The organism is Tenacibaculum sp. nBUS_03 (genome assembly GCF_051201695.1).
Taxonomy (GTDB): domain Bacteria; phylum Bacteroidota; class Bacteroidia; order Flavobacteriales; family Flavobacteriaceae; genus Polaribacter.
The window spans coordinates 3044071-3067384 of record NZ_CP179214.1; the positions used below are offsets into that span (position 1 = coordinate 3044071).

The following is a 23314-nucleotide window of genomic DNA, read 5'->3' on the forward strand; positions in this document are numbered from 1 at the left end:
TTTTGAGGAAGAAGTACTTATTGATTTAGGATTTATTTTAGAGTTCTTATTTTCATTAAAATTGCATGCAACAATAGAAATTAAACAGATAAGGCTATAGATGTATTTTTTGTTTTTCATAATATATTGATAATTAATGTTTAAAGTTAATTTTTTTGTTATGGTAATTTGTTTTTTTTGGAAACATTAACAAACTTTTAGTGTTTTTAGTTAAAAATTATAAATTTTGAAGGGGGAGTACTAGATATAATTAGATAGTAATTTTGAGTTGATAGATTATAACAATTAAGTATTAAAATTTAATTACTAGATACATCTTGTTACAGAAGTACTATCAAAAGATTCATGACTAATTAATAGAGTTCTCTATAAAAGTTAAACATATAAATCTCTTTTATTTTTAATTCTGCTTATAAAAATTGTTTCTTTATTTCATTTCAAATACAGAAAATAAAACTTAGAAAGTATGACTTAAGAACGATTAAAAAAATCATCCAAAAAAAATTAAATACTTAATAGAATAAGCTAAATGTCATGTTTACTGAGAGTTGTGTTTTGAAGCAAAAATTAGATTGTTTCATTGATAAAAACTAGGGTGTTTTTCCTTTTTTTAATGCTGGTTATTCCCGAAAATAATTAAAGAAAATACACTTTTTAAAAGGAGATTTTCATTGTGAATTTTTCATGTAGTTATAGGTAGTTTTGGATACCAATTAAACTAGTAACTACTGATGATTTACGAAATACTACAAATCATAGCAGAAGAGCTAAATGAGTATTTAGATTCTAATGAAGTAGCGTTAGCCAATATAGCTGATGCAAATTCTGAAGGAAATTCTACAGGTAATTTCCCAGATATTTCTCTTACTTTAATAAATACACAAGAAGAGTTTGCATTAAAAAATTTACGAAATAATTATGTAAATGGAACTACGGTTTCATATAAAAACCCAAAAATTTACTTAAATCTTTTTGTGTTATTCAGTATTAATAAATCTACCTATACTGAGTCCTTAAAAAGCCTTACTAATGTTATAGCCTTTTTTCAAGGAAAAAAAGTATTTACTCAAGCTAACAGTAATTATGAAAATGTTGATGGAGTTGAAAATATAAAAAGCTTCAAGTTTATCACTGAATTGTATACTCCAACTTTTGAAGAGTTAAATTTTATATGGGGAACCTTAGGAGGAAAACAAAATCCATCAGTGCTTTATAAAGTAACATTATTAGAAATAGAAAGAGATGTAATTAAACGTGAGGAATCAGTAGTAACTGAAATGAGTAAAAATGCAATAATTAATAATTAGTTACAATGCTATATCAAACACTTTTTAATATTAATTTATTACATGCTTATTTTCTAGATATAGGTGAAAAAAAATATCATTCGATTCATTCAGATCCTAATAAAAAGTTAAATACTAAAGAAAAAGAAGACATAGAAAAAAAGTACGATAGTAATACTTGTATTGAAATAATTCCTAATAGAATTACTCTAGAGACGATAAAGGATTATAGATTAATGGTAAGAAAGCATTCAAAAGGAATGAGAATTCTTACGACTTCAATAAAAGAAGTAGCTATGGAAGGGGCTAATGAAATTGAAAGGTATAGCCCACTTATTAATTTACCAGACGATTTAACACTAACTTTTTTTGTAAAAGTAACTGATAGATATTTTGACAACTATACTGAAATAATAGATAAAACTAAAAAACAATTCTATCATTTATCAAATATATCATCATCAGCGATTAACATTTTTGAAGCAAATACAGCTATTAAAAAATGGAACTCGTTTTTAATTTCTGAAGAAGAGTCAAGAAGGTTAGTATATGAAATGGAAAAAGAGAATGAATTTATTAGCAATACTCCTAAAAAAGTTACTATTGCTGATTTTGACGCTACTAAAATTAATACAATTGAAACAAAAATACAGAATAATACTTCATTAAATACTCAAGAACAAGAAGTCCTTGATAGTTTAAATTCAAGTGTTCAGAAGTATAAAAACAAAGGGATTATTGGTGTTTTAAAGTTAAGGATTTCAGGAGACAATACTACTAGATTAACTGAAAATGTACTTGTAAAAAACTCTGAAACAAACAATTTTGACGTTCATAAAAAATGTGTATTAAAACAGACTCCAAATTTTCAGATATATATCGAAAATAGAAAAACATTTTGGAGATATAATCAGTTGTCAGACAATTTAAAAATGATTACAAATACTAAACACCCCTTAACAAAAAATGGGCGCGTAGAAATTGGTAAAACTGATGTAACTCCTCATTATCAGGGAACTATTTTTTTTCCAAACCCTGCAATAGACAGTGTTACACTAGATAAAAGTAGCCAAGATTACTATTCAGAAATATTTATATAATAAAAATTAAAATTAATAATTATGTCAGCTTACAAAACACCAGGAGTCTACATTGAAGAAATTGTAAAGTTTCCACCATCTGTAGCTCAAGTAGAAACAGCAATTCCAGCCTTTATTGGATATACAGAAAAGGCGACAAAAAAAGCGATAGGAGATTTAAAAGGAAAACCAACTCGTATTACTTCTATGTTAGAGTATGAAAATTATTTTGGGAAGCCCCAAAATGAAACTGGAATAAAAGTATCAGTTGTTAACGGAGAAATTTTTGCTGAAGGACCAACTAAAAATAATAGATCTCCATTCATTATGTATTATAACCTTCAAATGTTCTTTGCTAATGGAGGACGAACCATGTTATATTGTTTCTGTAGGTAGGTATGGAAATATTATAGATGATGAAGATGTAAAAGTTTCTATAGTTGAGCAACCAAAATTAAAAGCAGGTTTAGATGCCATAGAAAAAGTAGATGAGGCTACATTAATTGTATTTCCTGATGCAACAAATATAGGAGATGCTGATAGTTTTTATGGCTTGTATAATGATGCTTTAAAGCAATGTTTAAAATTAAAAGATCGTTTTGTAATTATTGATTCAGAGCATGATGATGAAACAGAATCACCTACTCCTGTAGAAGATTTAAGAAATAAAATTTCTAGTATTAAAAATGAAGTTAAATATGGAGCTGCGTATTATCCATTTTTAAAAACAATTTTAGATTATGCGTATGATGAATCTCAAATTTCAGTAGTTGAAAAATCTACTACTCAAGAAGATTTAGAAGCACAAGTACAATCTATCTCTGATGAGATTGATACCGCTAAATTTAATGATTTAAAAACAGCTTTAAATACTTTAAAAACAGATACAGATGCCAATGTTACTGATGCAATATCAGCTGCAGCATACACACCAATAGTAAAGGCATCTATAGATAATGTAATAAACTATGTAAACTCAATTAAAACTAGTTTAGAAGCTGCCTTGGAAATTTCAAGAAAAAATGCTAGTGTAGTTGCAGAATCTAATGCCTTAGATACTTGGATTACAAATACTCTTGAAGATGTTGTACTTGATTTTAATAAGGCTAAAGATAGATTAAATGATGATGACTCGGCTACTAAAATTAAAAATGAAATTGATGCAAATATTTTAGAAATCGATACTCTAAAGACAGCTATAGAAACACTTATTACTCCTGGAGAATTAAGTTTATTAATTACTGCTTTAAATGCTAATGCCGCTGTTTTTCCTTCAACAACAACAATTCTTAGAAATCTTAAAAACACAAACGATCGTTTGTATAATCAGGTAAAAGCTGAAATAGGACGTATACCATTGGTATTGCCTCCAAGTTCAACAATTGCTGGAATTTATGCAGCTGTTGATTCTAATAGAGGAGTATGGAAAGCGCCAGCAAATGTAAGTTTAAATTATGTTGTAGAGCCAACTGTTCAAGTTTCTCATGAAGAACAGCAAGGATTAAATGTAGATGAAGTTGCGGGTAAATCTATAAATGCAATTAGAGCTTTTGTTGGAAAAGGAAACTTAGTGTGGGGAGCAAGGACTCTTGCAGGAAATGATAACGAATGGAGATATGTTCCAGTAAGACGTTTCTTTAATATGGCAGAAGAGTCAATTAAAAAAGCTACAGAACAATTTGTTTTTGAACCAAATGATAAAAATACTTGGATTCGTGTAAAAGCAATGATAGATAATTTTTTAACACTTCAATGGAGAGCTGGAGCATTAGCTGGTCCTACACCAGAAAAAGCTTTTTATGTAAATATTGGCTTAGGTGAAACAATGACAGCCCAAGATATTTTAGAGGGTAATATGATTATTGAAATAGGGATGGCTGTTGTTCGTCCTGCAGAATTTATCATTTTAAAATTCTCTCATAAAATGCAAGAAGTATAAGTAACTCGCTAAATAAAATTAAATAAAAAATAAAATTATGTCAGTATTATATCCATTTAGTAAATTTTCCTTCGCTGTAGATTTTGGAGGGGCTAAATTTAACTGTACAGAGGTTTCAGGGTTAACCTTTGAAAATAAAATGATTGAGTACCGTGGAGGAGCAGATAGAGAGTACCATAAATCTAAACAGCCTGGTTTATTTGAGTATGCTAATATTACTATAAAGAGAGGAATATTTGCAGATAAAAGTAAAGAGTTTTATGAGCAATGGGCTAAAACTGTATATCTACAAGAAGGAGGAGCTCAGTTTAGAGGAGATTTAACTATTAGTTTATTAGATGAAAACGGTGATGCATCTGTAAACTGGAAATGTACAAATGCTTATTTAACTAAACTTTCAGATACAGACTTAAAAGCTGATGGTAATGAAATAGCTATACAAAGTGCTGAATTTGTAATAGAGAAATTAACAATGATAGATTAATGTTTAGTTACTATCCACCAGTAGGCTTTAGTTTTAAAGTAGAGTTTGAAACAATTCCAACTTCTCAAGGAGATAACTCATTTCAATCAGTTTCAGGGCTCTCAGTAGACCTTGAAACTGAAGAAATTGCTGAAGGTGGAGAAAATAGATTTAAGCATAAAATACCAGTACGCTCAAAATATCCAAATTTAGTTTTAAAAAGAGGAGTACTAGTAAATTCTGAGGTGATTAAATGGTGCAAGAAAGCGTTAGAAAACTTTGAAATTCAACCAGTAAATATCAATGTTATGTTACTTGGAGAAGATCATCAAGCTATTCAAACTTGGAACATAGTTCATGCATATCCAGTTAAATGGAATGTAGGTGACTTTAATGCTGAAGAAAGCAAACTTGTAATAGAAACTCTTGAGTTAACGTATAATTATTTTAAAGTATCCTAACAATGCCAATTACGATTAAAGAATTACATATTAAAATAAATGTAGATGAGAAGCCTGACAAAAAAGGGCAAACAAGTGGCGTAAATAGTAGTAATACTTCAGCCATAGTTGCAACTTGTATAGAGGAAGTAATGGATATTCTTGAAAGACAAAAACAGCGATAATGAGTCAAGGAGAATTAAAAAAATTAGTTATAAAAGCTTATAAAGACGATAAGTTTAATGATGAGGTTGCAAATGGAGAGTTTACGACATTGGTAAATCCTGAGAAGTATATGGTGGCATATAAGCCAGAGTATACTGAAGTTCAGGGACAAGGAACAAGTGGTTCACAACCAAAGTTTACTAAGATTCCACCTCAAGAACTAGACTTAGATTTGCTATTTGATAGTAGTGGAGTAATTGATGGTAAAGGCGATTTGAAGAATGGAATTATCGATAAAATTGAAGCTTTTAAGAAGATTGTTTTTGAGTATAAAGGAGAAGAACATAAGCCCAATTATTTAATGATTAAATGGGGAGCGCTTTTGTTTAAAGGATCGTTAGTAGACCTATCAATTGAGTATAGATTATTTGCTCCTGATGGTACTCCATTACGTGCAAATGCAAAATTAAAAGTAAAGGGGACTATTGATGATGATTTACGAATAGCTAAAGAAAATAATCAATCACCAGATTTAACGCATTATCGTAAAGTAAAATCTGGAGATACATTGCCGCTGATGTGCTTTCGTATTTATGGAGATTCTAAGTATTATTTAGAAGTAGCAAGGGTAAACAAGATTATGCAATTCAGAAAATTAAAAGCAGGACAAGAAATCTTTTTTCCACCATTACAAAAATTTGCCTAAATGAATAGTACAGGAACCATACAAACTTCAAAAAGTGCTGATTTAATTACTTTTAAAATCCTTGTTGAAGGAGAAGAATTGTCAAAAATATATGAGGTAAAAAGCATCACTGTTTCTAAAGAGGTAAATAAAATACCAACAGCTCAGATTGTTTTAATTGATGGAGATGCTTCTAAACGAGATTTTAAATTAAGTAATGAAGATGTGCTTATTCCGGGAAAAGAGATTGAACTAACAGCTGGTTATCATTCAGATGAAGAAACTATTTTCAAAGGAATTGTAATTAAACATAATTTAAGAATTAGAGCTCATACTGCACAGTTAGTTATTGAATGTAAAGATGAAGCTGTTAAAATGACAATCGGTAGAAAAAGTAAATACTTCTACGAAAGTACTGATAGTGATATTTTCGAAGAGATTATCGGGGAGTATGGACTATCTAAAGAAGTTGAATCAACTAATCATTCTCACCCTGAATTAGTTCAATACAACTCATCAGACTGGGACTTTGTAATTTCAAGAGCTCAGGCCAATGGAAAGTTGTGTTTTGTAGATGATGGAACTGTTACTATAGCAAAGCCTGATGTAAGTCAATCTGAAATAGAAACGGTAACCTTTGGAGGTTCACTTTTAGATTTTGATGCAGAAATAGATGCCCGCCATCAAGTTAAAAAAGTAGCTGCTTATAGTTGGAATCACACTGATCAAGAATTAATTGAGGTTGAAGGGAAAGATCCAGAGATATCTTTAAGTGGAAATTTATCAGTTACTGATTTAAACAAAATTATAGCTTTAGAAAATTTAGAGCTTAGGCATGGAGGTGGTATTACAGACACTGAATTACAAGATTGGGCAGATGCAAAATGGTTATTTCAACAATTAGCAAAAGTAAGAGGTAGGGTAAAATTTCAAGGAATTCCATCGGTAAAACCTAATACAATTTTAAAATTAGAAGGAGTTGGTGATCGATTTAATGGTAATGTATATGTGACAGGTGTACAGCATGTTATTTCTAATGGGAATTGGGTATCGAATGCTCAATTTGGATTGTCAACAGAGTGGTTTTCTGAAACTTTTGAAATCTCTTCAAAACCAGCTTCAGGGTTGTTACCTGCAATTCAAGGATTACAAATAGGTATTGTTTCTCAATTAGAAGAGGATCCAGATGGTGAAGATAGGATTTTGGTTCAAATCCCAATCATTAATAATGAGGAAGAAGGTATTTGGTGTAGAGTTGCTTCACCAGATGCAGGAGAAAATAGAGGTGTTTTTTTTCGCCCAGAAATAGGAGATGAAGTTATTGTAGGGTTTATTAATCAAGACCCTAATGATGCTATTGTTTTAGGAATGTTACATAGTAGTGCTAAGCCTTCTCCAATTACAGCTAAAGATGATAATCATGAAAAAGGAATTATTACAAGAAGCGAAATGAAAGTGTTGTTTGATGATGATAAGAAGATAATTACTATTGAAACACCAGCAGGAAAAATTATATCTCTTGATGAAGATCAAAATGCTATTACTATTGAAGACGATAATTCAAATGTAATAACAATAAATGGTGATGGTATATCAATGGAAAGTGCAGGTGATATTTCTTTAAAAGCTTCTGGAGATGTTTCTATTGAAGGGACTAACGTTAGTTTAACAGCAAATGCTGAGTTCAAAGCAGAAGGGAGTGCAGGAGCAGAACTATCAACTAGTGCAATAGCAGTTTTAAAAGGGTCATTAGTACAAATAAATTAATTTTTAAAAGGTAAAAAACAATGTCATTCCGAGAAGATACGACGAAGGAATCTGTCTTTTGAATCAAGGTTTCCTAATTTAACTCGTAATGATATTTCAAATAGGTAAAGTAAATGGGAAATCCAGCCGCAAGAGTTACAGATATGCATGTTTGTCCAATGGTTACAGGGACGGTTCCTCATGTTGGAGGGCCAATATTACCAGCAGGAGAACCAACAGTTTTGATAGGAGGCTTACCAGCGGCAAGAGTTGGAGATATGGCTGTATGTGTTGGTTCACCTGATAGTATAGTTGCAGGGTCAGGAACAGTATTAATAGGAGGTATGCCAGCAGCAAGAATGGGAGACAGTACTTCACATGGAGGGACCATAGTATTAGGAGAACCAACAGTACTAATAGGATAGTTAATGATGGAAAATAAAAAAGCATTTTTAGGAACAGGATGGGGCTTCCCACCAGAGTTTTCTAATGATTTAAGTGAGGTAGTTATGATATCTGATGAGGAGGATATTAAAAGTAGTTTAGAAATACTGCTAACCACTCGACTAGGGGAGCGAGTATTATTACCAAATTATGGTTGTAACCTGCAAGATTTACTTTTTGAACGATTGGATAGAACACTTATAACTTATGCAAAAGATCTTATTGAGACAGCAATTTTGTATCACGAACCACGAATAGATGTAATTCATATTGATGTTTCTGAAACGGATCCTTTAGAAGGGATGTTAGTTATAAAAATTGAGTATACAATTAGAGCTACAAACAGTAGAACCAATGTGGTATTTCCTTTTTATAAGGGAGAAGGAACAGATATAAATTAAAAAATATGAGTAAAATCATTCCTAATATATTACAACGAAACGGAACAGGACAAGAACAACGTGTCATAGATGCCTTAGACCCTGAAAATTTCGAGCTTCATGATTTTACGGTTGAAGATTGGATTTTATTTGCCTGCAGTTTTGCTGGAAAGTTAAATTATTTTTCTACTGATAACCATGAAGTAGCCTCAGGAAATTGGAAAGTTTTTTTTAAGGAACTAACAACATCAGAAGTGCCCTTTAGAGGTACTCGTGAGTATGTAAAATTAAAAGAAAATATAACATCAATACTTAATGATTATAAGAAGGAAGCTAAGCTTTCACCTCATTTAACTTTATTTGTTTGCTTTTTAAAATTGTTAGAGTTTTCAAAAGAGCGATTTAATAAGTTAACTAAACGTCATTTAGATTTTTATTATAAAGAAATTCTTCAAGTAGATAAAAAAGAGGCAATCCCCGATCAAGCCCATGTAATTTTTGAATTAGCCAAAAAAATAACGAACCAACAGGTTAAAAAGGAAACCTTGTTAGATGCAAAAAAAGATGTTTTAGGAAATCCTTTAGTGTATAAAACTGATGAAGATTTAATTGTAAATAAAGCCAAAGTAACAGCTATAAAAACTATTTATAATAATAATTCTACTAGTTTAAAAAAGATAAAAGCAAGTTGTGTAGCCAATACAAAAGATGGTATAGCAGAGCCCCTTTCTGACGACCAACCTTATTGGTACCCATTTGGGTATCCATCTAGTGCTAAAAATGTGGATGAATTAAAAGATGCAGAAATGGGGTTTTGCATTGCTTCTCCTATACTGTTACTTCAGGAGGGAAGAAGAGTAGTAACAATAACTATTAAATTTGATACTGATTTTGAAAAAGAGTCATTTAAAGTTGATACACTTATTGAAAATTTAAAGCTGTATGGAAGTGGAAAAGAAAAATGGGTAGTGCCTACTTTAATAGCAATTAATAATGCGAACGATGGTGATTTAGAGGTTTCCGATGAAATAAGTTTTACATTTTTTTTAGGAGAAGACATAGAAGCTATAGTAAACTATGAAGAAGAGTTTTTATTAAAAAAATATAAAACTACTCATCCTTTAGTTCGTTTTGTTTTTGATATATCTAATAATGTAGTGTATGACTTTTATAGGTTTTTAGCAAGTAATACAGTTAATAAAATAACAATAAAAACTGTTGTTGAAGGAGCTAAATCATTAATTGTTGAAAATGATAATGGTTTGGTAAAGAGCAAAAAACCTTTCCACCCTTTTACCACTAGACCTATCGAAGGATCTAATTTTAATGTTAATTATAATGAAGCGTTTTCTAAAAAATGGACAAGCTTCTCTGTTAATTTACGTTGGAAAAACACTCCAGAAGATTTTAAAGATTGGTATCAAGCGTATATAAAAAAATCAAGCTATTCTTCTATTAAGACATACGGAATAGAGTTGGCAAAAGCGATAGCTAATAGAAGTTTACTTATAGAGAACGAAGGATTTTTCAAGGTGAAAAAAAGAATGTTACATAGAGCAGGTAAAGCGAATGAAACAATTGGAAAGGTCAATAACTTGTTTACTAAAGAAGTTATAGAAAACGGAGATAAAGAAGAGGTTTTTTATACAGGAAATTTTACAGCTTTAAATTCAAGTAACATGTACGATATTGATGCAGCTGAACCTTTGAAATTAACATTAGAGCAATCTTTTTTTCATGATTTATATCCTCGTTTGTATGCTTTGGCAGTTAGTTCTGAAAATAAAGATATTAACCTTCCTAATGAGCCTTATACTCCTTTAGTTGAAACAATCACAGTAGATTATGAGGCTGAAGAAACTATATTAGTATCTGAAGTTAGAAAAGGCGAAAATAGAATTCAACTTTTTCATAATCATCCTTTCGGAGAACATGAAGAAAATTATGCAGAAAAAAAACACTTACAAGAACAAAAAAATATAATAGATCTTTTTGATAAAGATACTATTCAAACTTTTTTAGTTCCTAAATACTGCTTGGGAGGGCATTTATTTTTAGGAATAGAAAACCTTGAGCCTCAACAAAATATTGCCTTATTGATTCAGGTTCTTGAAGGAAGCGAAAATCCAGAGGTAGAGAGTTTTAAAGAGAATGAAAAAGTAAACTGGTCTGTTTTATGTAATAATAAATGGAAAAGTCTTGAAAATGATATTATTTCTAACAATATCGATAACTTTTTAAAATCTGGGATTGTAAAATTTTCTATACCTAAAGAAGCTAGCTTAAATAATACAGTATTGCCAGAAGGATATATTTGGATAAAAGCCCAAATGAATAAATCATTTGATGCAGTATGTAAGGTTATTAATATACATGCTCAGGCAGTTCTCACTACTTTTAAAAATAATGAAAATGAAGTAAGTCATTTAAAGAATGGATTGGCTGGTGGTACTATAAAGAAAATGAAAACTCGTGTACCGCAAATTAAATCGGTATCGCAACCGTATAATACTTTTGGAGGAAGCACTGAAGAATCTGACGATAATTTCTATCGAAGGATTAGTGAACGCCTTCGCCACAAAAATAGAGCTATAACTCTTTGGGATTACGAGCACTTAATTCTTCAAGAGTTTCCTGAAATTTATAAAGTAAAATGTTTAAATCATACTTCTAAAACAAGTTTTACAGCGGCAGGTCATGTCACCCTTGTAGTAGTTCCCGATACGGTAAATAAAAATGTGTTTGATATTTATCAACCTAGAGTAAGTAAAGCAACATTAAATAAAATTGTAAATTATATAAACTCATTAAACACATTACATGTAAAAACTGAAGTAATAAATCCGAATTATGAAGAGGTCAGTATAGGCTTAGAAGTAAGTTTCCATAAAGGTTTTGATGATAATTTTTATACAGAAAAATTAAAATTAGATATCACAAAATTTTTATCTCCTTGGGCTTATGATGAAACAAAAGAAATAACTTTTGGAGTTACACTTCATAGAAGTGTATTGATTGATTATATAGAAAAGTTACCCTATGTAGATTATTTACAAAATGTAAAAATGAATGGGGATGCTTCAACTTATAAAATTACCCCCAGTAATCCCAAATCCATAGTAGTGTCAGCAAAAAATCATACGGTAAGTACAGTATTAACTACCTGTAAAGGAACTAAAAAAATTATAGAACAAACATGTCAGTTATAAATGAACCGATAAGTATTCCACAAAATATAGCTACTAAAGATGATTTAGATTTTTCTTTTTTAAAAAAAGAAGGAATTTCATACTTGCAAAGCTTTGGTGGTAAGTTATGGACTGATTTTAATTCTCATGATCCAGGAGTAACTATTTTAGAAATGTTATGCTATGCAATTACTGATTTAGGAATCCGGATGAATACACCTTTAGAGGATTTATTAGCTTCTAAAAACCCTGATGTATCATTACAAGCACAGTTTTATAAAGCTTCTGAAATTCTCCCATCTAAACCAGTTAATGAGTTAGATTACAGAAAGCTATTTATAGATATAAAAGGAGTGAAAAACTGTTGGCTACGAACTTATGATAAACAAGTATATGTAGATTGTAAAAACAACAAATTAGCCTATAAAAAATTTCCTAATATTTTACCAGAATTTCAAAAAACAACCAAATTAAAAGGGTTATATACTTTATTGGTTGATCTTGAAGAAGGGTATTCGAATGAGTTGTTTTCAGAGATTAAAACAGTGTATCATCAAAATAGAAATTTATGTGAAGATTTGATTGAAGTTAAACAAGTAGAAGAACAACCAATAGCTATTTGTGCTAATGTAGAGGTGGTTTCTGAGGCAGATGAAGAAAAGATATATGCTGCTATTTTATTTGAAATTGAAAACTATTTATCACCCTCATTACAAGTTTATTCTGTTCAGCAAATGTTAGATAAAAAACATACTACTGACGAAATATTTGATGGACCTATATTAAAAAATGGATTTATAGATACTGAAGAACTTAGAAAAGCAGATTTAAGAAAAGAAGTACGCCTTTCAGATGTAATGAAGTTGATTATGAATGTTGAAGGAGTTAAGCTTGTTAAAGATATTTCAGTTGGTTTTTGTGATGAGAGTTTAACTCAAGAAAATAAATGGGTTGTTTGTATTGAGAAAGATAAAAAACCTGTTTTATGTGATAAAAGTTCTTTTAATTTTAGTAAAGGGTTTCTTCCTTTAAATTTAAATTATGAAAGAGTAGATACATATTTAGAACAACTAAAAGAGGACGAAAAAGAAGCGCAAAAAATAGCTGATATAGATAAAGATATTCCAATTCCTAAAGGAAATGTTGTAGCATCAAATGAGTACACTACAATTCAAAATGATTTTCCAGATACGTATGGGATTGGACAAGAAGGATTGTCTGTGCATGTTACAAACGAAAGAAAGTCAAAAGCTAAACAATTAAAGGGCTACTTAACTTTCTTTGATCAAATTTTAGCAACATATTTTAAACACTTATCTGAGGTAAGAACGCTATTGTCTGTTAGTGGCCAAGAGAAAAGAACGTATTTTACTCAAGCAGTAAAAGATATTAAAGATTTTGAAGCTATTGCTAATGAATATCCAGGATCAAATGATACTGAGTTAACAAAATTATTATTAAGTCAGTTTGATAATAACATAGAAAGAAGAAACTCGATTTTAGACCATCTATTAGCACGTTTTGCTGAAAGATTTGGTGAGTACACATTTATAATGAAAGCTCTTTATGGAACTGCTACTGATGAAATTGTATTATCAAATAAGGAAACATTTTTAAAAGATTACAAGGTAATAAGCAGTGATAGAGGTTTGGCGTTTAATTATTATAGTCAAACTGAAGAAGAATTATGGAATACAAATAATGTTTCAGGTTTTCAAAAACGAATTGCTCGTTTAATGGGGATTTCTAATGAAAAAAGAAGGCATTTAACAGATACTAATGTTGAAGTGTATGAGATATTAGATAGCAATAACAAAATAGTTTATAGATGGAGGTTAAAAGATAATGATGGCACTATTCTACTGTCAGCTACAGAAAGTTATACGAAGGTGGCATTTGCTATAGAGGAATTATATTTTGCAGTATTACAACTAGTACAAACTAGTGAAAGTGAAATAGAAAAAGCATTTGAAATTGGGATAAAAGATACTACAGAAATAGGGTTTATAAGAATACATAAATCAACACCCTCAAAACCCTCTATTCCAGTAAAATATTCATTTGATGTTGTTAACCCTGAGAAACCAAAAAGTAGTTCTGATTATATTATTGCAAAACAATTTAAGTATCATGCGAGCCTCAATGATTTGAAGGAGGCATTACTTACTGTAATTTCTTTTATGAAAAAAGATTTTACAGAAGAAGGAATGTTTTTAATTGAACATATGTTGTTGCGACCGGATGTGACTAACAATGATTCAGTAAATTTTTTACCTATTTGTGCAGATGACTGTGAAGATTGTGGAACAATTGATCCATATTCTTATAGAGTAAGTATTGTGCTCCCAGGTTATACTTATCGCTTTTCAAATCCTGATTTTAGACGCTATATGGAAGATGTTATTAGGCAAGAATTACCAGCGCATATATTACCAAGAATATGTTGGGTTGGAGAAAGAAAAGGATCGGTAGATGATCAAGATAATGATTTGTTACAGTTTGAAAATTCATATAAAAAATATTTGTTTGCTAAAACCAATTTAGAACAAGAGCAACCTGTAGAAGGAAATGAACTTCAAAGTTTAATGGATACAATGCAAAAGTTAAATACTATTTATCCTGTAGGAAGATTAACAGATTGTAATGCTGAAGATGAAGCTTTAGATGGAAGAATCATATTGGGTCAATCCAGTATTGGAAATATAGCAATAGAAAAAGAAAATAATAAAGAAATAAAGTCATAAAACAGTAGGTGTTTATTAATTAATACAGCCAAAACTTATTAGGTATGGAAACTAAACTAAAGCTAAAAGATATAACAACTGAGTACAGTAAATTTAATGCAAATCAGGTATTAACTGAAAAACAATTAAATACATTTATTGATTATTTTGAAGATCAAAATCGTTTATCTAGATTAGGTTTAAGTGGTGTTGGACTTGTTTGTGGTTTTAAAGTAACACTTCAATATAATATTGATAAAAGTGCAGTTACTAGTATTGAAATTGCTCAAGGAACTGCAGTTACAACTGATGGCGATTTAGTTCAATTTTTTGATTTAATAGCAAAAAAAGCTAAATCAAAAACATTTTCGTTTTTTAAAAAATTTGAAGATGATAAAGGTCAATATCCACATTTTTTAAATTCTCAAGACAAACAATTTAATTTATGGGAATTACATGGTGAAAAAGATGAGTCATATGTTGATTTAGAAAGTTTTAAAGATATTCAAAAAATGGCTGTTTTATTGTATTTAGAACAGTATTCTAAAGAAGATGTATTATGTAATAAACTGTCATGTGACAATCAAGGTATAGAGCAAATTAATAATTTACGTGTACTACTTGTAGATTGCCAAGATTTAGAAGCTATAGCTTCTAGGGATGCCATTTTTTTAAAACATGATTGGTATAAAATCATTAATGAATTACCTATAGTTGAAGCTAAAAGAGTTGTATTGGATGAAAAAAATACAGAAACATTTTCTGATTTAAAAGCACAATTTAATGCTGTTGTTAAAGATGAAAGTGTTAGTACTGATTTAATTTTGGGATATGATGTGTTACTATCTAAATTTCAAAAGCCTTCCATTTCAGATAAAATAAAATCACTCTTTAGTTTTAGTCCTTTAGCTGTTCCACTTGATTTTCAATATAGGTATGATGTTTTAAAAGATTTAATTGATACCTATAATGAGATAAAAGAATTACTACTCCATATTAATGTAAACTGCTGCCCAAGTATAGGAGCTTTTCCTAAGCACATTATGCTTGGTAAATTAAATAAAACAACAGTATATCCGGAGTTACAACATCGTTTCTATAAATCAACTATTGTTGGAAATGAAAATGAAAATCTTCAAAAAGTAGCGCTTTTAATAAATAGAGCAATTGCTATTGCTAATAGCTATATAGGAAAAGATAAGTCAGAAGAAATTATAATTACTCCATCTCAAGCTCATAGTTTCTTGAGTGAGAAAGCTGTTCCTTTTTATTACAATGTTTCTTCAGATTTTTTGAAGAAATGGAATTTTAATAAAACAAAGAATTACAGGGAGAATCAAAATTTGAGTTATCATAAAAGTAAGTTGTCTTCAGCTTTGGCTATTCAAAAGCCATTATCATACAATATTGATAAAAATGATTTTTACAGAATTGAAGGGCACCAAGGTAAAATGTATCGAGAGGCATTAGAAAAAATATTAAAACTCAAAAAAGACAATGGATTAAGTTTTGATGTTAAAACACTATCAATTAATGCGACCGAACAAAATATTAATATTAATAAGTATGAGTGTGAGTTTGAAGACTTGAAAATGCTTTTGAGTGCTTGGAGAACAGAACAAAATTGTATTTTATCAGAAGTAAGTAAAACATTTTCAGCATTCAAATTAACTAATCCTAAGGTTAATTCAGAGGTTGATAAAGTTAATTCGAAAAAAAGAAAAGATGATGTTTTAGAGAAAGAGTTAACTGCGGATTCAGCGTTAATAGATACAGGTAAAATTTTTTCAAGAGAATTAGATTTTCAAGATGATAAGAAGTATCAATTTAATACAAAAGAATACGAGCTTTTTTTCGAAGAAGAAAATATAATTAAAAAGAGTTTGACTAAAGATAAAGACTCTCTTGGTTTTTTAATAGAACAAGTTTTTGATAAAAATAAAAAAGGTATCTGCAAGTGATATTATTATTGAATTAAACAAAGAGACCACAGTCATTAGAGATAAAGAAATATGGAAAAAAGAACCAGAGCTGAGTGAATTTATTTTAAAAGATATTACTGAAACATTGGTACATGCGTATATTTTAGATAGTAAAGTGCCACTAAATATACGTGATATAGACACCAATGTTTTAGTGAATTATAAATTAACTATTGAAGAGCTCTGTAAACAAGTTAAAACATTACAAACAAAATATAATAGTACATCTTTAAAATTATCAATTAAACAAATACTAGGACTATTAATAAATCAATTGTCAATTGTTTGTTGTTCAGGAAAAAAACTAGAAACACTCCTTTTAGAAATAGATAAAAGAAAGAAGAAAATTTTAAAGAAAATACAACTTTCTGAATTTGTAAAACAACACCCAGGACTAGAGCATAAAGCAGGTGTTGTACCTGGAGGAACTTTTGTGATGGTGTATGTAACAGAAAATGCTGCTGACAAAAATACATTCGATAATGTGGTATTAAATATTGTATTTAAAAGACAACCTATTGGAACAGGGAAAGAATTAGAAGAGTTACCAAGAAAAGAGAGAGGTGTATTAGGTAAAACTGAGATTTTATATAAAAACGGTGGGATAATTAATTTATGGAATAAAAATTCAAGTGTTGAATTTTCATTTGTAGATCGTAGCTTTTTTGACTTTAAAAAAGAACGTTTTTTGGATAGAGACGTTGTTTTAGTAGGTAAAACACTTCCTGAAACGGTAAGTAACTTTTCAACATTTTTAAATAGAACTTGGTCTAGAGCTGGGTTATCAAAAATACTTAAAGCTGAAGAAACATTAATGTATAAAGATGGTTCTGTTGGAATGCAAATTTCAATTAAAGATCATTTAGTTCCAAAAGATGAATATTTTCTTCAAATATTTAACCCAGCAGTTTTAGGAAGCAATAAAAGGTTATTTTTTGATGAAAACCAAGTCGTTATTGATAATGCAACATTGAAAAATACAGTGGTAGCAGATTTTTCTTTGCCTTATATGTGTTGTTCAGATTGTGCTCCAGTAAATTTCGTTATCCCAAAAGAACCAGCATTTTTAAGTCTTCCTGTTAATAGTATTTGTTTGAAGAAAGATACGGAAGTAGCTCCTTTAGAGTTTTTAGTAAGACCAGTTGATGGAGAAGTAAAAGCAATACTTCCTAAAGATATTGAATCTGGTATTTTTAAAGATCCAAACGATAATAAGTATAAAATTGATATTACTAAAATAGCTAAAAGCGAATTAGGTAAACCTATAAGGTTTTCAGTAAATGATGAACCTACAGATTGTGAACTAACAGTATATCCAGAATTAGAACTGTTTGTTAGGGTAGAGGAACCTATTGAGTATAATAAAGAAAAAACATTAGCAAGAGTTACTTATATTTTAGAATGGAAAGATGATCAGTTTGTGAATAAAGATTTTTATAATTCAATTACTTATAAATGGGATTTTATGGGGAATGGAACAAAAGTAAAACGTGCTCCCGTAAATAATAGAGTTATTGAAAATTATGAATTGCCAATAAGTGAGTTGTTTAATGAAGTTAATCCTGTTTTAGAAATATCATTAGGGACCCTGCCAAAAAACTATTCCTATAAAAAAACTAATTTTTGACACATTTACACCTTCTGAATTAACCATTCAACCTTCATATTGTTTAGATTATAAGGTTGGGAAAATAATTAGAATTAAGTTTTCCAATGTTAAAGGAAAAATAACACTTTTAGAAGATGATATTAAGGGGGTAAAAATAGAGGGAGAAGAATTAGTAATAGATGTAGCTGTTTTTAAGGCATTTGAGCAAACATTAGAGTTTTTAGAAGATGGGCAAATAACCAATGCGAGAATTGTAATTCATAAAGTAAAACAAATTGCAATTTTAGAAAGAAAAGAGTCGAGCTTTATTTGGCAAAACGGACAGTTATTTTACAAAGGTGCATTTGAAGCTGTATTGCCTGATGAAGTAAAATTAAGCGGATTAAAATACAAATGGAAAGTAAATAATATTGAATCAGGAATTGAGTTATTCACTCCTCCATTATTAATTAAAGAAGGAATAGATAATATATTTACAATATCATTAACGGTTACTGATACTAACGGTTGTTCTTCAAGTGCTGAGTTTATTAAAAGTGTTTCATTTCCAAATTTCTCAGTTGAATTTCTAGATAAAACATATTGTTTAAATGACAATACACCACATAAAGTAACTGTTGTTCCTGATTATGAAGGAGTTCAATTGACAGGGGGAAATGTAAAGTTTAATAGTGATAGTAAAGTATGGGAGTTTATTCCTGCTAACGCAGGGTTAATAAAACCAGGACAAGTTACTATTACTATTATTGGAGCTTTTGCTTCAGGAACAACCAATTTAATAGCAGCTCCTGAGGCTAATTTTACCCATAGTTTCAATGATAGGACTAAGAAACTATCACTAACAAATAGTTCAGAAAAAGGAGATGAATATGTATGGACTATTAACGGAAATAAGAGAGAGCCTCAAACTAAAAGAGTAACCATTATTGAAGACTTAAGTAATTTTGATGGAAATGAGATTGAAGTATCATTGACTGTGTTTAGCAAATGTGATGAGAACACTAAAACAGAAATCATTAAAATTGAAAATTCTCAAGAGAAAAAATGTGAGGAAAAAATTGAAGGTGTTATAATACAAGAACAAAATACTTTTAAAGAGGAAGATGGATTAAGTGTAGTAGATAATTTAGAAATAAAAACAATAGTTGATACAGTAATTACACCAACCAAGGAATTATATGGTTTAGTGTTAAGAAACCTAACAAATTACTTAAATGGCTCAAAAAATTCAATACTAGAAAAACTATTTTTAATTTTATTAGATGATACTTCAGTACTTTTAAAGAAGGATATAAATAATGAGATTCTTAAAAAATATTATAGAACTCAAGTAAAATTATTCATAAGTATTCTTCATTGTCAAGAAAAAGAAACTTTACAATTAGATGAGAAAAATATAAGTATTAGATTAAAAAACATTTTAGATGCAATTGATACAGATTTTAATGACTTTATAGAGCTTGAAATTAAGATAGACATAAAAGATATGTTGCCAGAAATTGTTTCTTTACAAACATTTCTAAAAGATTGTGCACAAACCAATAAATCGGAAATTTTAAGAGAATTTATAACAAATAATTTAGTAACTAAGCTATGATTACTTCCACCGAACATAGCATAGAAAAAGTTTTTGTTGAGGTAAATACCAAAAGTAAAAAAGTAGCAAATGAATATAAAAATTCAATCGAAACTTTTTTACAGGAAGAAGTTTTTCCTCGAATTGAAGAATATTTTAATTCATTAGAAGTTGAATCAAATTCTGAAGTAATTATTCAGCAAATATCGAAGTTAGCTATTGACGTTGATGTGTCAAAACAAAATAGATTATTAAATTTTAAAGAAGTAAAACAAGAAATAAAACAGCAGGTTATAGAAAAGTTAGAGGCGGTTTTAGATTCACCTGAATCATATGAAGTACAAATTAACCCAGTAACTATTTCAAAATCGAAAGTAAATACATTTTTTTATTTTCTAGAGAATGGCACTTATCCATGGTGGAATAATACGAAAACAGATAGTGGTTTTTCTAAAAAAACATTGTTCGAGATTACCGAGAATAAAAACTTTCAAACTAAGTTTTTAAATGCTATTAAAAATAAAAAAATAAAAGAACGATTAATCAACCAGTTTTTTGATGACGAACTTTGTTTATTGTTTCTAAGTGTTTCAAATAAACCAAAAGGATTAAAAGAGGTATTGTCTTTTATTTCTAAAACAAAAATAATTTCAGAAGAGAACAGAAAAAACATATGGTTTTATATTGTAGAAGCTGTATTGGTTAAAGACTTTTTTAAGGTAATAAATGTAATTGAAAAAAATAATGTTCAATTAAAAGATAAAAAACAACTGAATAAATCAGGTATTGAATTAAAAGAAAATCATACAGAATTACATGGTGGATTTAATACAACTAGAGATGACTTAGATAAGAAGGGTAACTTAAAATATGTTTTAGATTTTTTTTATGTAGCCTTGCCAGAATTAAAAAAGAATAAAGAAAGTGAAAAAGAAGACGCTGTTAACTATGGTAACGATACGCAATATGAAAAAATTACTAAAGAACAAATATTTAAGAAAGGGAAAGAGGTAGAGAAAATAAATGATGCAGGGAAAGAAAAAGAAATTCTTTCAAAAAATAAGAAAGAGTTTTTGTTAGAAGAAAGTGAAGTAGTTTTACCTAAAAGATTGCAAAATTCAGCCATAAAAGTATCAAAGAACAAAGAGACTTTAAAAGAAGAAAGACATCAAAAAACTAACAATTCAATTAAAAACGGATTTAAAACTGTAGATGATAATATAGAGCTAGAAGCTGTCAATGATATTACAAATAAAAAACCAAGGGAGGGGTCTGAAATTTTGTCAACGGCTAGCACAATTAAAGAGCTTTTTTTTGAAAAAGATAATGTAAAAATTAATAAAAAAAATAAGGTTAATGCAGTTAATAAAAAATCTAATACAGCAATAAAAAAGTTAAGAAAAGATGTGTCTCTACAAATAGTAGCTGAAAAAGACAAAAAGGAACAAGGAAAGAAATTAAATAATCAAATAGAAAATAGTAAAAAAAACGAAGCCTTTCATATTGAAAAAGATATCAATAAAGTTATAGAAAAAAAAGAAAATATAACTCTAGGAAATAAAAAAGAAAATAACCGAAATAGTGGGGGGGCTAAGAATCTTAATAAGAGAGAAGATGACTTGATTAATGAACAGAAAGTGTATGTACAAGAACCATTTGAGGAATTAAATAACCAAATAACGAAAGATAAAATAGAGGTTGTTAACCAAGCAAAATCATATTTTGTAGAAAACGCTGGATTGATTTTAATACATCCTTTTTTAAAACAGTTTTTTACTTCCTGTAATTTCTTAAATGCAGAAAATAAAATAACAAAACCAATTCAAGCAATTCACTTATTACATTATGTAGCAACAAAAAAAGAAAGACAGATAGAAAGCAATTTAGTTTTTGAAAAATTTTTGTGTAATGTTCCAATAAATCATTCAATACCCAGAAATATAAAGCTTTCAGAAGAGTTAAAAGCGAAAGCAGAAGAACTAATGAAAGCTGTTACTCAAAATTGGGAAGTGCTTAAAAAATCATCTCCTGATCTTATTAGAAATGAATTTATACAAAGGGTTGGTAAATTAGATTTGACAAAAGATACCCCGAGTATTACTATCGAAAGAAAAGTACATGATATATTGTTAGATAAGTTACCCTGGAATTATAGTATGTGTAAATTACCTTGGATGAAGGGGCTAATTTTTACAAACTGGTAATTTTAAAATTCATGTGATGAAACGAAGAATAAGAAAAATACAACCACAAATAGTAAAAAAAGAACCTCTTTTTTTTAAACCAAATATCCAAACAAAATTAAAAATGGGTAGTTCTGGAGATAGGTATGAGATAGAGGCCGATAAAATGGCCGATAAAGTGGTTAATAATAAAAATGAAAGAGATTCATTGAAAAGAAAAAAGATAGATGATCATATTCAAAAGAAATCATTAGCATCTGAAGTAACTCCACTAATTCAAAAAAGAGAAAGTGTAGAAAAGGAAATTGTTCAGCAAAAAAGCACGAAAGACGATGAACTAACTGTTCAAAAACAAGAAGAAGAGGGAATTCAGGAAAAAGAAGAATTATATTTTGAATCAAAATCAATAGGTAAAACTGAAACTTCATTTGAAAGTAAATTAAGAAAAGGAAGAGGAGGCCAAAAAATGGACAATCAAACGCAACAAGAAATGGAATTAGGTTTTGGAGCGGATTTTAATCAAGTGAGAATTTACAATGATGTAGAGGCATTTCAAATGAGTAAAGAAATAGGAGCACAGGCTTTTACGCATGGAAATGATATATATTTTAATCAGGGAAAATACAACCCTAATTCAAGAGAAGGAAAGCATTTATTAGCTCATGAATTAACTCATACTATCCAACAAAAGGGAATGGTACAAAAAAAGGTTCATAGAAAATTAGAATCAGCGGTTCCTGCAAACAAGGAAAAAGATAAAAACACCATAGAAAAATACAAAACAGCATTTCCTTTTTTTTATACTTATATGAATAAACACTTTGGAGAATATTTAACAGGTAGTGAAAAAATACAAAGAGCATTATTGAAAAACTCTGTAGGTGTTTTAAACGCTAATAAAATTAAAGAAGTTACTGATTTTGAGAAAGGAAATGGTCCCAAAATTGAATTGGTTGAATTTTCAAACCCTAATCAAAATGGAGAATATTATTACCAAGGAAACACCATAAAATTGAACTATAAATTGGTTGAAAAGTATGAAGAAGTTCTGTCAAACCCCAATGCAACTGCTGAGCAAAAAAAAGCAATTAGTATAAGCTTGAATCAAGTTTTGATAAATGAGTTTACTCATTATGGAGATGCTTTAGATGGTGTAGATGCCATACAAAACAATCAAGGTGAGGTAATTAATAACCCTCTTCCTGGAGAAGGAGCAGAAGGAAATTTCACGTCTTCTTATGATGAAGGAAATGAGGCTGTTGCAGAAATTTTTGAGTTTTACGGTACGTCAATAATAGAGGGTTTACAAAATTATGCAGCTCATGAAAAAGGTATTTATCTTGATCCTGATACGTTAAAAGAAATAGAAAAAGATCCTTCATTAATTGATAAAAGTTTAATACCACCAATACCTAAAATAAAGTAA

At 29.3% G+C, this 23314-nt stretch carries 18 protein-coding genes; all 18 read left to right on the forward strand.

What is annotated here, in order from left to right; translation table 11 throughout:
• The first annotated feature begins 731 nt into the window (after positions 1-731).
• The 18 genes from ACMFBB_RS14085 to ACMFBB_RS14170 all read left to right on the forward strand — a co-directional run bounded on the left by ACMFBB_RS14085 (position 732) and on the right by ACMFBB_RS14170 (position 23314).
• A complete protein-coding gene (locus ACMFBB_RS14085) occupies positions 732-1307 on the forward strand; it encodes a DUF4255 domain-containing protein (protein ID WP_435261394.1) in 576 nt (191 codons plus the stop codon).
• Positions 1308-1312: 5 nt separating this feature from the next.
• Positions 1313-2386 carry a hypothetical protein gene (locus tag ACMFBB_RS14090; protein ID WP_435261395.1) on the forward strand — a complete coding sequence of 358 codons (1074 nt, stop codon included), beginning with the start codon at positions 1313-1315 and terminating at the stop codon, positions 2384-2386.
• A 21-nt stretch (positions 2387-2407) separates the two neighbouring features.
• Entirely contained in the window at positions 2408-2761 is a 354-nt protein-coding gene (locus ACMFBB_RS14095) for a hypothetical protein (protein ID WP_435261396.1), read from the forward strand.
• Positions 2724-4304, forward strand: a complete 1581-nt coding sequence (locus ACMFBB_RS14100) for a phage tail sheath family protein (protein WP_435261397.1) — start codon at positions 2724-2726, stop codon at positions 4302-4304. Before ACMFBB_RS14095 ends, ACMFBB_RS14100 begins: the two co-directional genes overlap by 38 nt.
• Before the next feature lie 37 nt (positions 4305-4341).
• Positions 4342-4788 (forward strand): phage tail protein, encoded by a 447-nt coding sequence (locus ACMFBB_RS14105; protein ID WP_431166562.1) that lies wholly within the window; start codon positions 4342-4344, stop codon positions 4786-4788.
• Positions 4788-5228 carry a phage tail protein gene (locus ACMFBB_RS14110; RefSeq protein WP_435261398.1) on the forward strand — a complete coding sequence of 147 codons (441 nt, stop codon included), beginning with the start codon at positions 4788-4790 and terminating at the stop codon, positions 5226-5228. Before ACMFBB_RS14105 ends, ACMFBB_RS14110 begins: the two co-directional genes overlap by 1 nt.
• Before the next feature lie 2 nt (positions 5229-5230).
• Positions 5231-5392 (forward strand): DUF5908 family protein, encoded by a 162-nt coding sequence (locus ACMFBB_RS14115; protein ID WP_435261399.1) that lies wholly within the window; start codon positions 5231-5233, stop codon positions 5390-5392.
• Entirely contained in the window at positions 5392-6078 is a 687-nt protein-coding gene (locus tag ACMFBB_RS14120; RefSeq protein ID WP_435261400.1) for a CIS tube protein, read from the forward strand. The genes ACMFBB_RS14115 and ACMFBB_RS14120 overlap by 1 nt, the downstream gene beginning before the upstream one ends.
• A complete protein-coding gene (gene vgrG, locus ACMFBB_RS14125) occupies positions 6079-7824 on the forward strand; it encodes a type VI secretion system tip protein VgrG (protein WP_435261401.1) in 1746 nt (581 codons plus the stop codon).
• 113 nt (positions 7825-7937) lie between these two features.
• Positions 7938-8228, forward strand: coding sequence for a PAAR domain-containing protein (locus tag ACMFBB_RS14130; protein WP_435261402.1), 291 nt, complete (start codon positions 7938-7940; stop codon positions 8226-8228).
• Between the two features lie 3 nt (positions 8229-8231).
• The gene (locus ACMFBB_RS14135; RefSeq protein WP_435261403.1) at positions 8232-8648 is read left to right on the forward strand and encodes a GPW/gp25 family protein; all 417 of its coding nucleotides are present in this window, start codon (positions 8232-8234) and stop codon (positions 8646-8648) included.
• 5 nt (positions 8649-8653) lie between these two features.
• Positions 8654-11836 carry a baseplate J/gp47 family protein gene (locus tag ACMFBB_RS14140; protein ID WP_435261404.1) on the forward strand — a complete coding sequence of 1061 codons (3183 nt, stop codon included), beginning with the start codon at positions 8654-8656 and terminating at the stop codon, positions 11834-11836.
• Positions 11824-14559 (forward strand): hypothetical protein, encoded by a 2736-nt coding sequence (locus ACMFBB_RS14145; RefSeq protein WP_435261405.1) that lies wholly within the window; start codon positions 11824-11826, stop codon positions 14557-14559. Before ACMFBB_RS14140 ends, ACMFBB_RS14145 begins: the two co-directional genes overlap by 13 nt.
• Before the next feature lie 44 nt (positions 14560-14603).
• Complete coding sequence (locus ACMFBB_RS14150) at positions 14604-16499, forward strand: hypothetical protein (protein ID WP_435261406.1); 1896 nt, start codon at positions 14604-14606, stop codon at positions 16497-16499.
• The gene (locus tag ACMFBB_RS14155) at positions 16468-18147 is read left to right on the forward strand and encodes a hypothetical protein (RefSeq protein WP_435261407.1); all 1680 of its coding nucleotides are present in this window, start codon (positions 16468-16470) and stop codon (positions 18145-18147) included. Before ACMFBB_RS14150 ends, ACMFBB_RS14155 begins: the two co-directional genes overlap by 32 nt.
• Positions 18148-18484: 337 nt before the next feature.
• Positions 18485-19726 carry a hypothetical protein gene (locus ACMFBB_RS14160; protein ID WP_435261408.1) on the forward strand — a complete coding sequence of 414 codons (1242 nt, stop codon included), beginning with the start codon at positions 18485-18487 and terminating at the stop codon, positions 19724-19726.
• Positions 19723-21909 (forward strand): contractile injection system tape measure protein, encoded by a 2187-nt coding sequence (locus ACMFBB_RS14165; RefSeq protein WP_435261409.1) that lies wholly within the window; start codon positions 19723-19725, stop codon positions 21907-21909. The genes ACMFBB_RS14160 and ACMFBB_RS14165 overlap by 4 nt, the downstream gene beginning before the upstream one ends.
• 16 nt (positions 21910-21925) lie before the next feature.
• On the forward strand, positions 21926-23314 hold the full coding sequence (locus ACMFBB_RS14170; RefSeq protein ID WP_435261410.1) for an eCIS core domain-containing protein: 1389 nt from the start codon (positions 21926-21928) through the stop codon (positions 23312-23314).

Excerpts from the sequence above, each read along its gene's own strand:
- ACMFBB_RS14085 (WP_435261394.1), top strand. The coding sequence starts at position 732 with ATGATTTACGAAATACTACAAATCATAGCAGAAGAGCTAAATGAGTAT.
- ACMFBB_RS14090 (WP_435261395.1), top strand. The coding sequence starts at position 1,313 with ATGCTATATCAAACACTTTTTAATATTAATTTATTACATGCTTATTTT.
- ACMFBB_RS14095 (WP_435261396.1), top strand. The coding sequence starts at position 2,408 with ATGTCAGCTTACAAAACACCAGGAGTCTACATTGAAGAAATTGTAAAG.
- ACMFBB_RS14100 (WP_435261397.1), top strand. The coding sequence starts at position 2,724 with ATGGAGGACGAACCATGTTATATTGTTTCTGTAGGTAGGTATGGAAAT.
- ACMFBB_RS14105 (WP_431166562.1), top strand. The coding sequence starts at position 4,342 with ATGTCAGTATTATATCCATTTAGTAAATTTTCCTTCGCTGTAGATTTT.
- ACMFBB_RS14110 (WP_435261398.1), top strand. The coding sequence starts at position 4,788 with ATGTTTAGTTACTATCCACCAGTAGGCTTTAGTTTTAAAGTAGAGTTT.
- ACMFBB_RS14115 (WP_435261399.1), top strand. The coding sequence starts at position 5,231 with ATGCCAATTACGATTAAAGAATTACATATTAAAATAAATGTAGATGAG.
- ACMFBB_RS14120 (WP_435261400.1), top strand. The coding sequence starts at position 5,392 with ATGAGTCAAGGAGAATTAAAAAAATTAGTTATAAAAGCTTATAAAGAC.
- vgrG (WP_435261401.1), top strand. The coding sequence starts at position 6,079 with ATGAATAGTACAGGAACCATACAAACTTCAAAAAGTGCTGATTTAATT.
- ACMFBB_RS14130 (WP_435261402.1), top strand. The coding sequence starts at position 7,938 with ATGGGAAATCCAGCCGCAAGAGTTACAGATATGCATGTTTGTCCAATG.
- ACMFBB_RS14135 (WP_435261403.1), top strand. The coding sequence starts at position 8,232 with ATGATGGAAAATAAAAAAGCATTTTTAGGAACAGGATGGGGCTTCCCA.
- ACMFBB_RS14140 (WP_435261404.1), top strand. The coding sequence starts at position 8,654 with ATGAGTAAAATCATTCCTAATATATTACAACGAAACGGAACAGGACAA.
- ACMFBB_RS14145 (WP_435261405.1), top strand. The coding sequence starts at position 11,824 with ATGTCAGTTATAAATGAACCGATAAGTATTCCACAAAATATAGCTACT.
- ACMFBB_RS14150 (WP_435261406.1), top strand. The coding sequence starts at position 14,604 with ATGGAAACTAAACTAAAGCTAAAAGATATAACAACTGAGTACAGTAAA.
- ACMFBB_RS14165 (WP_435261409.1), top strand. The coding sequence starts at position 19,723 with ATGATTACTTCCACCGAACATAGCATAGAAAAAGTTTTTGTTGAGGTA.
- ACMFBB_RS14170 (WP_435261410.1), top strand. The coding sequence starts at position 21,926 with ATGAAACGAAGAATAAGAAAAATACAACCACAAATAGTAAAAAAAGAA.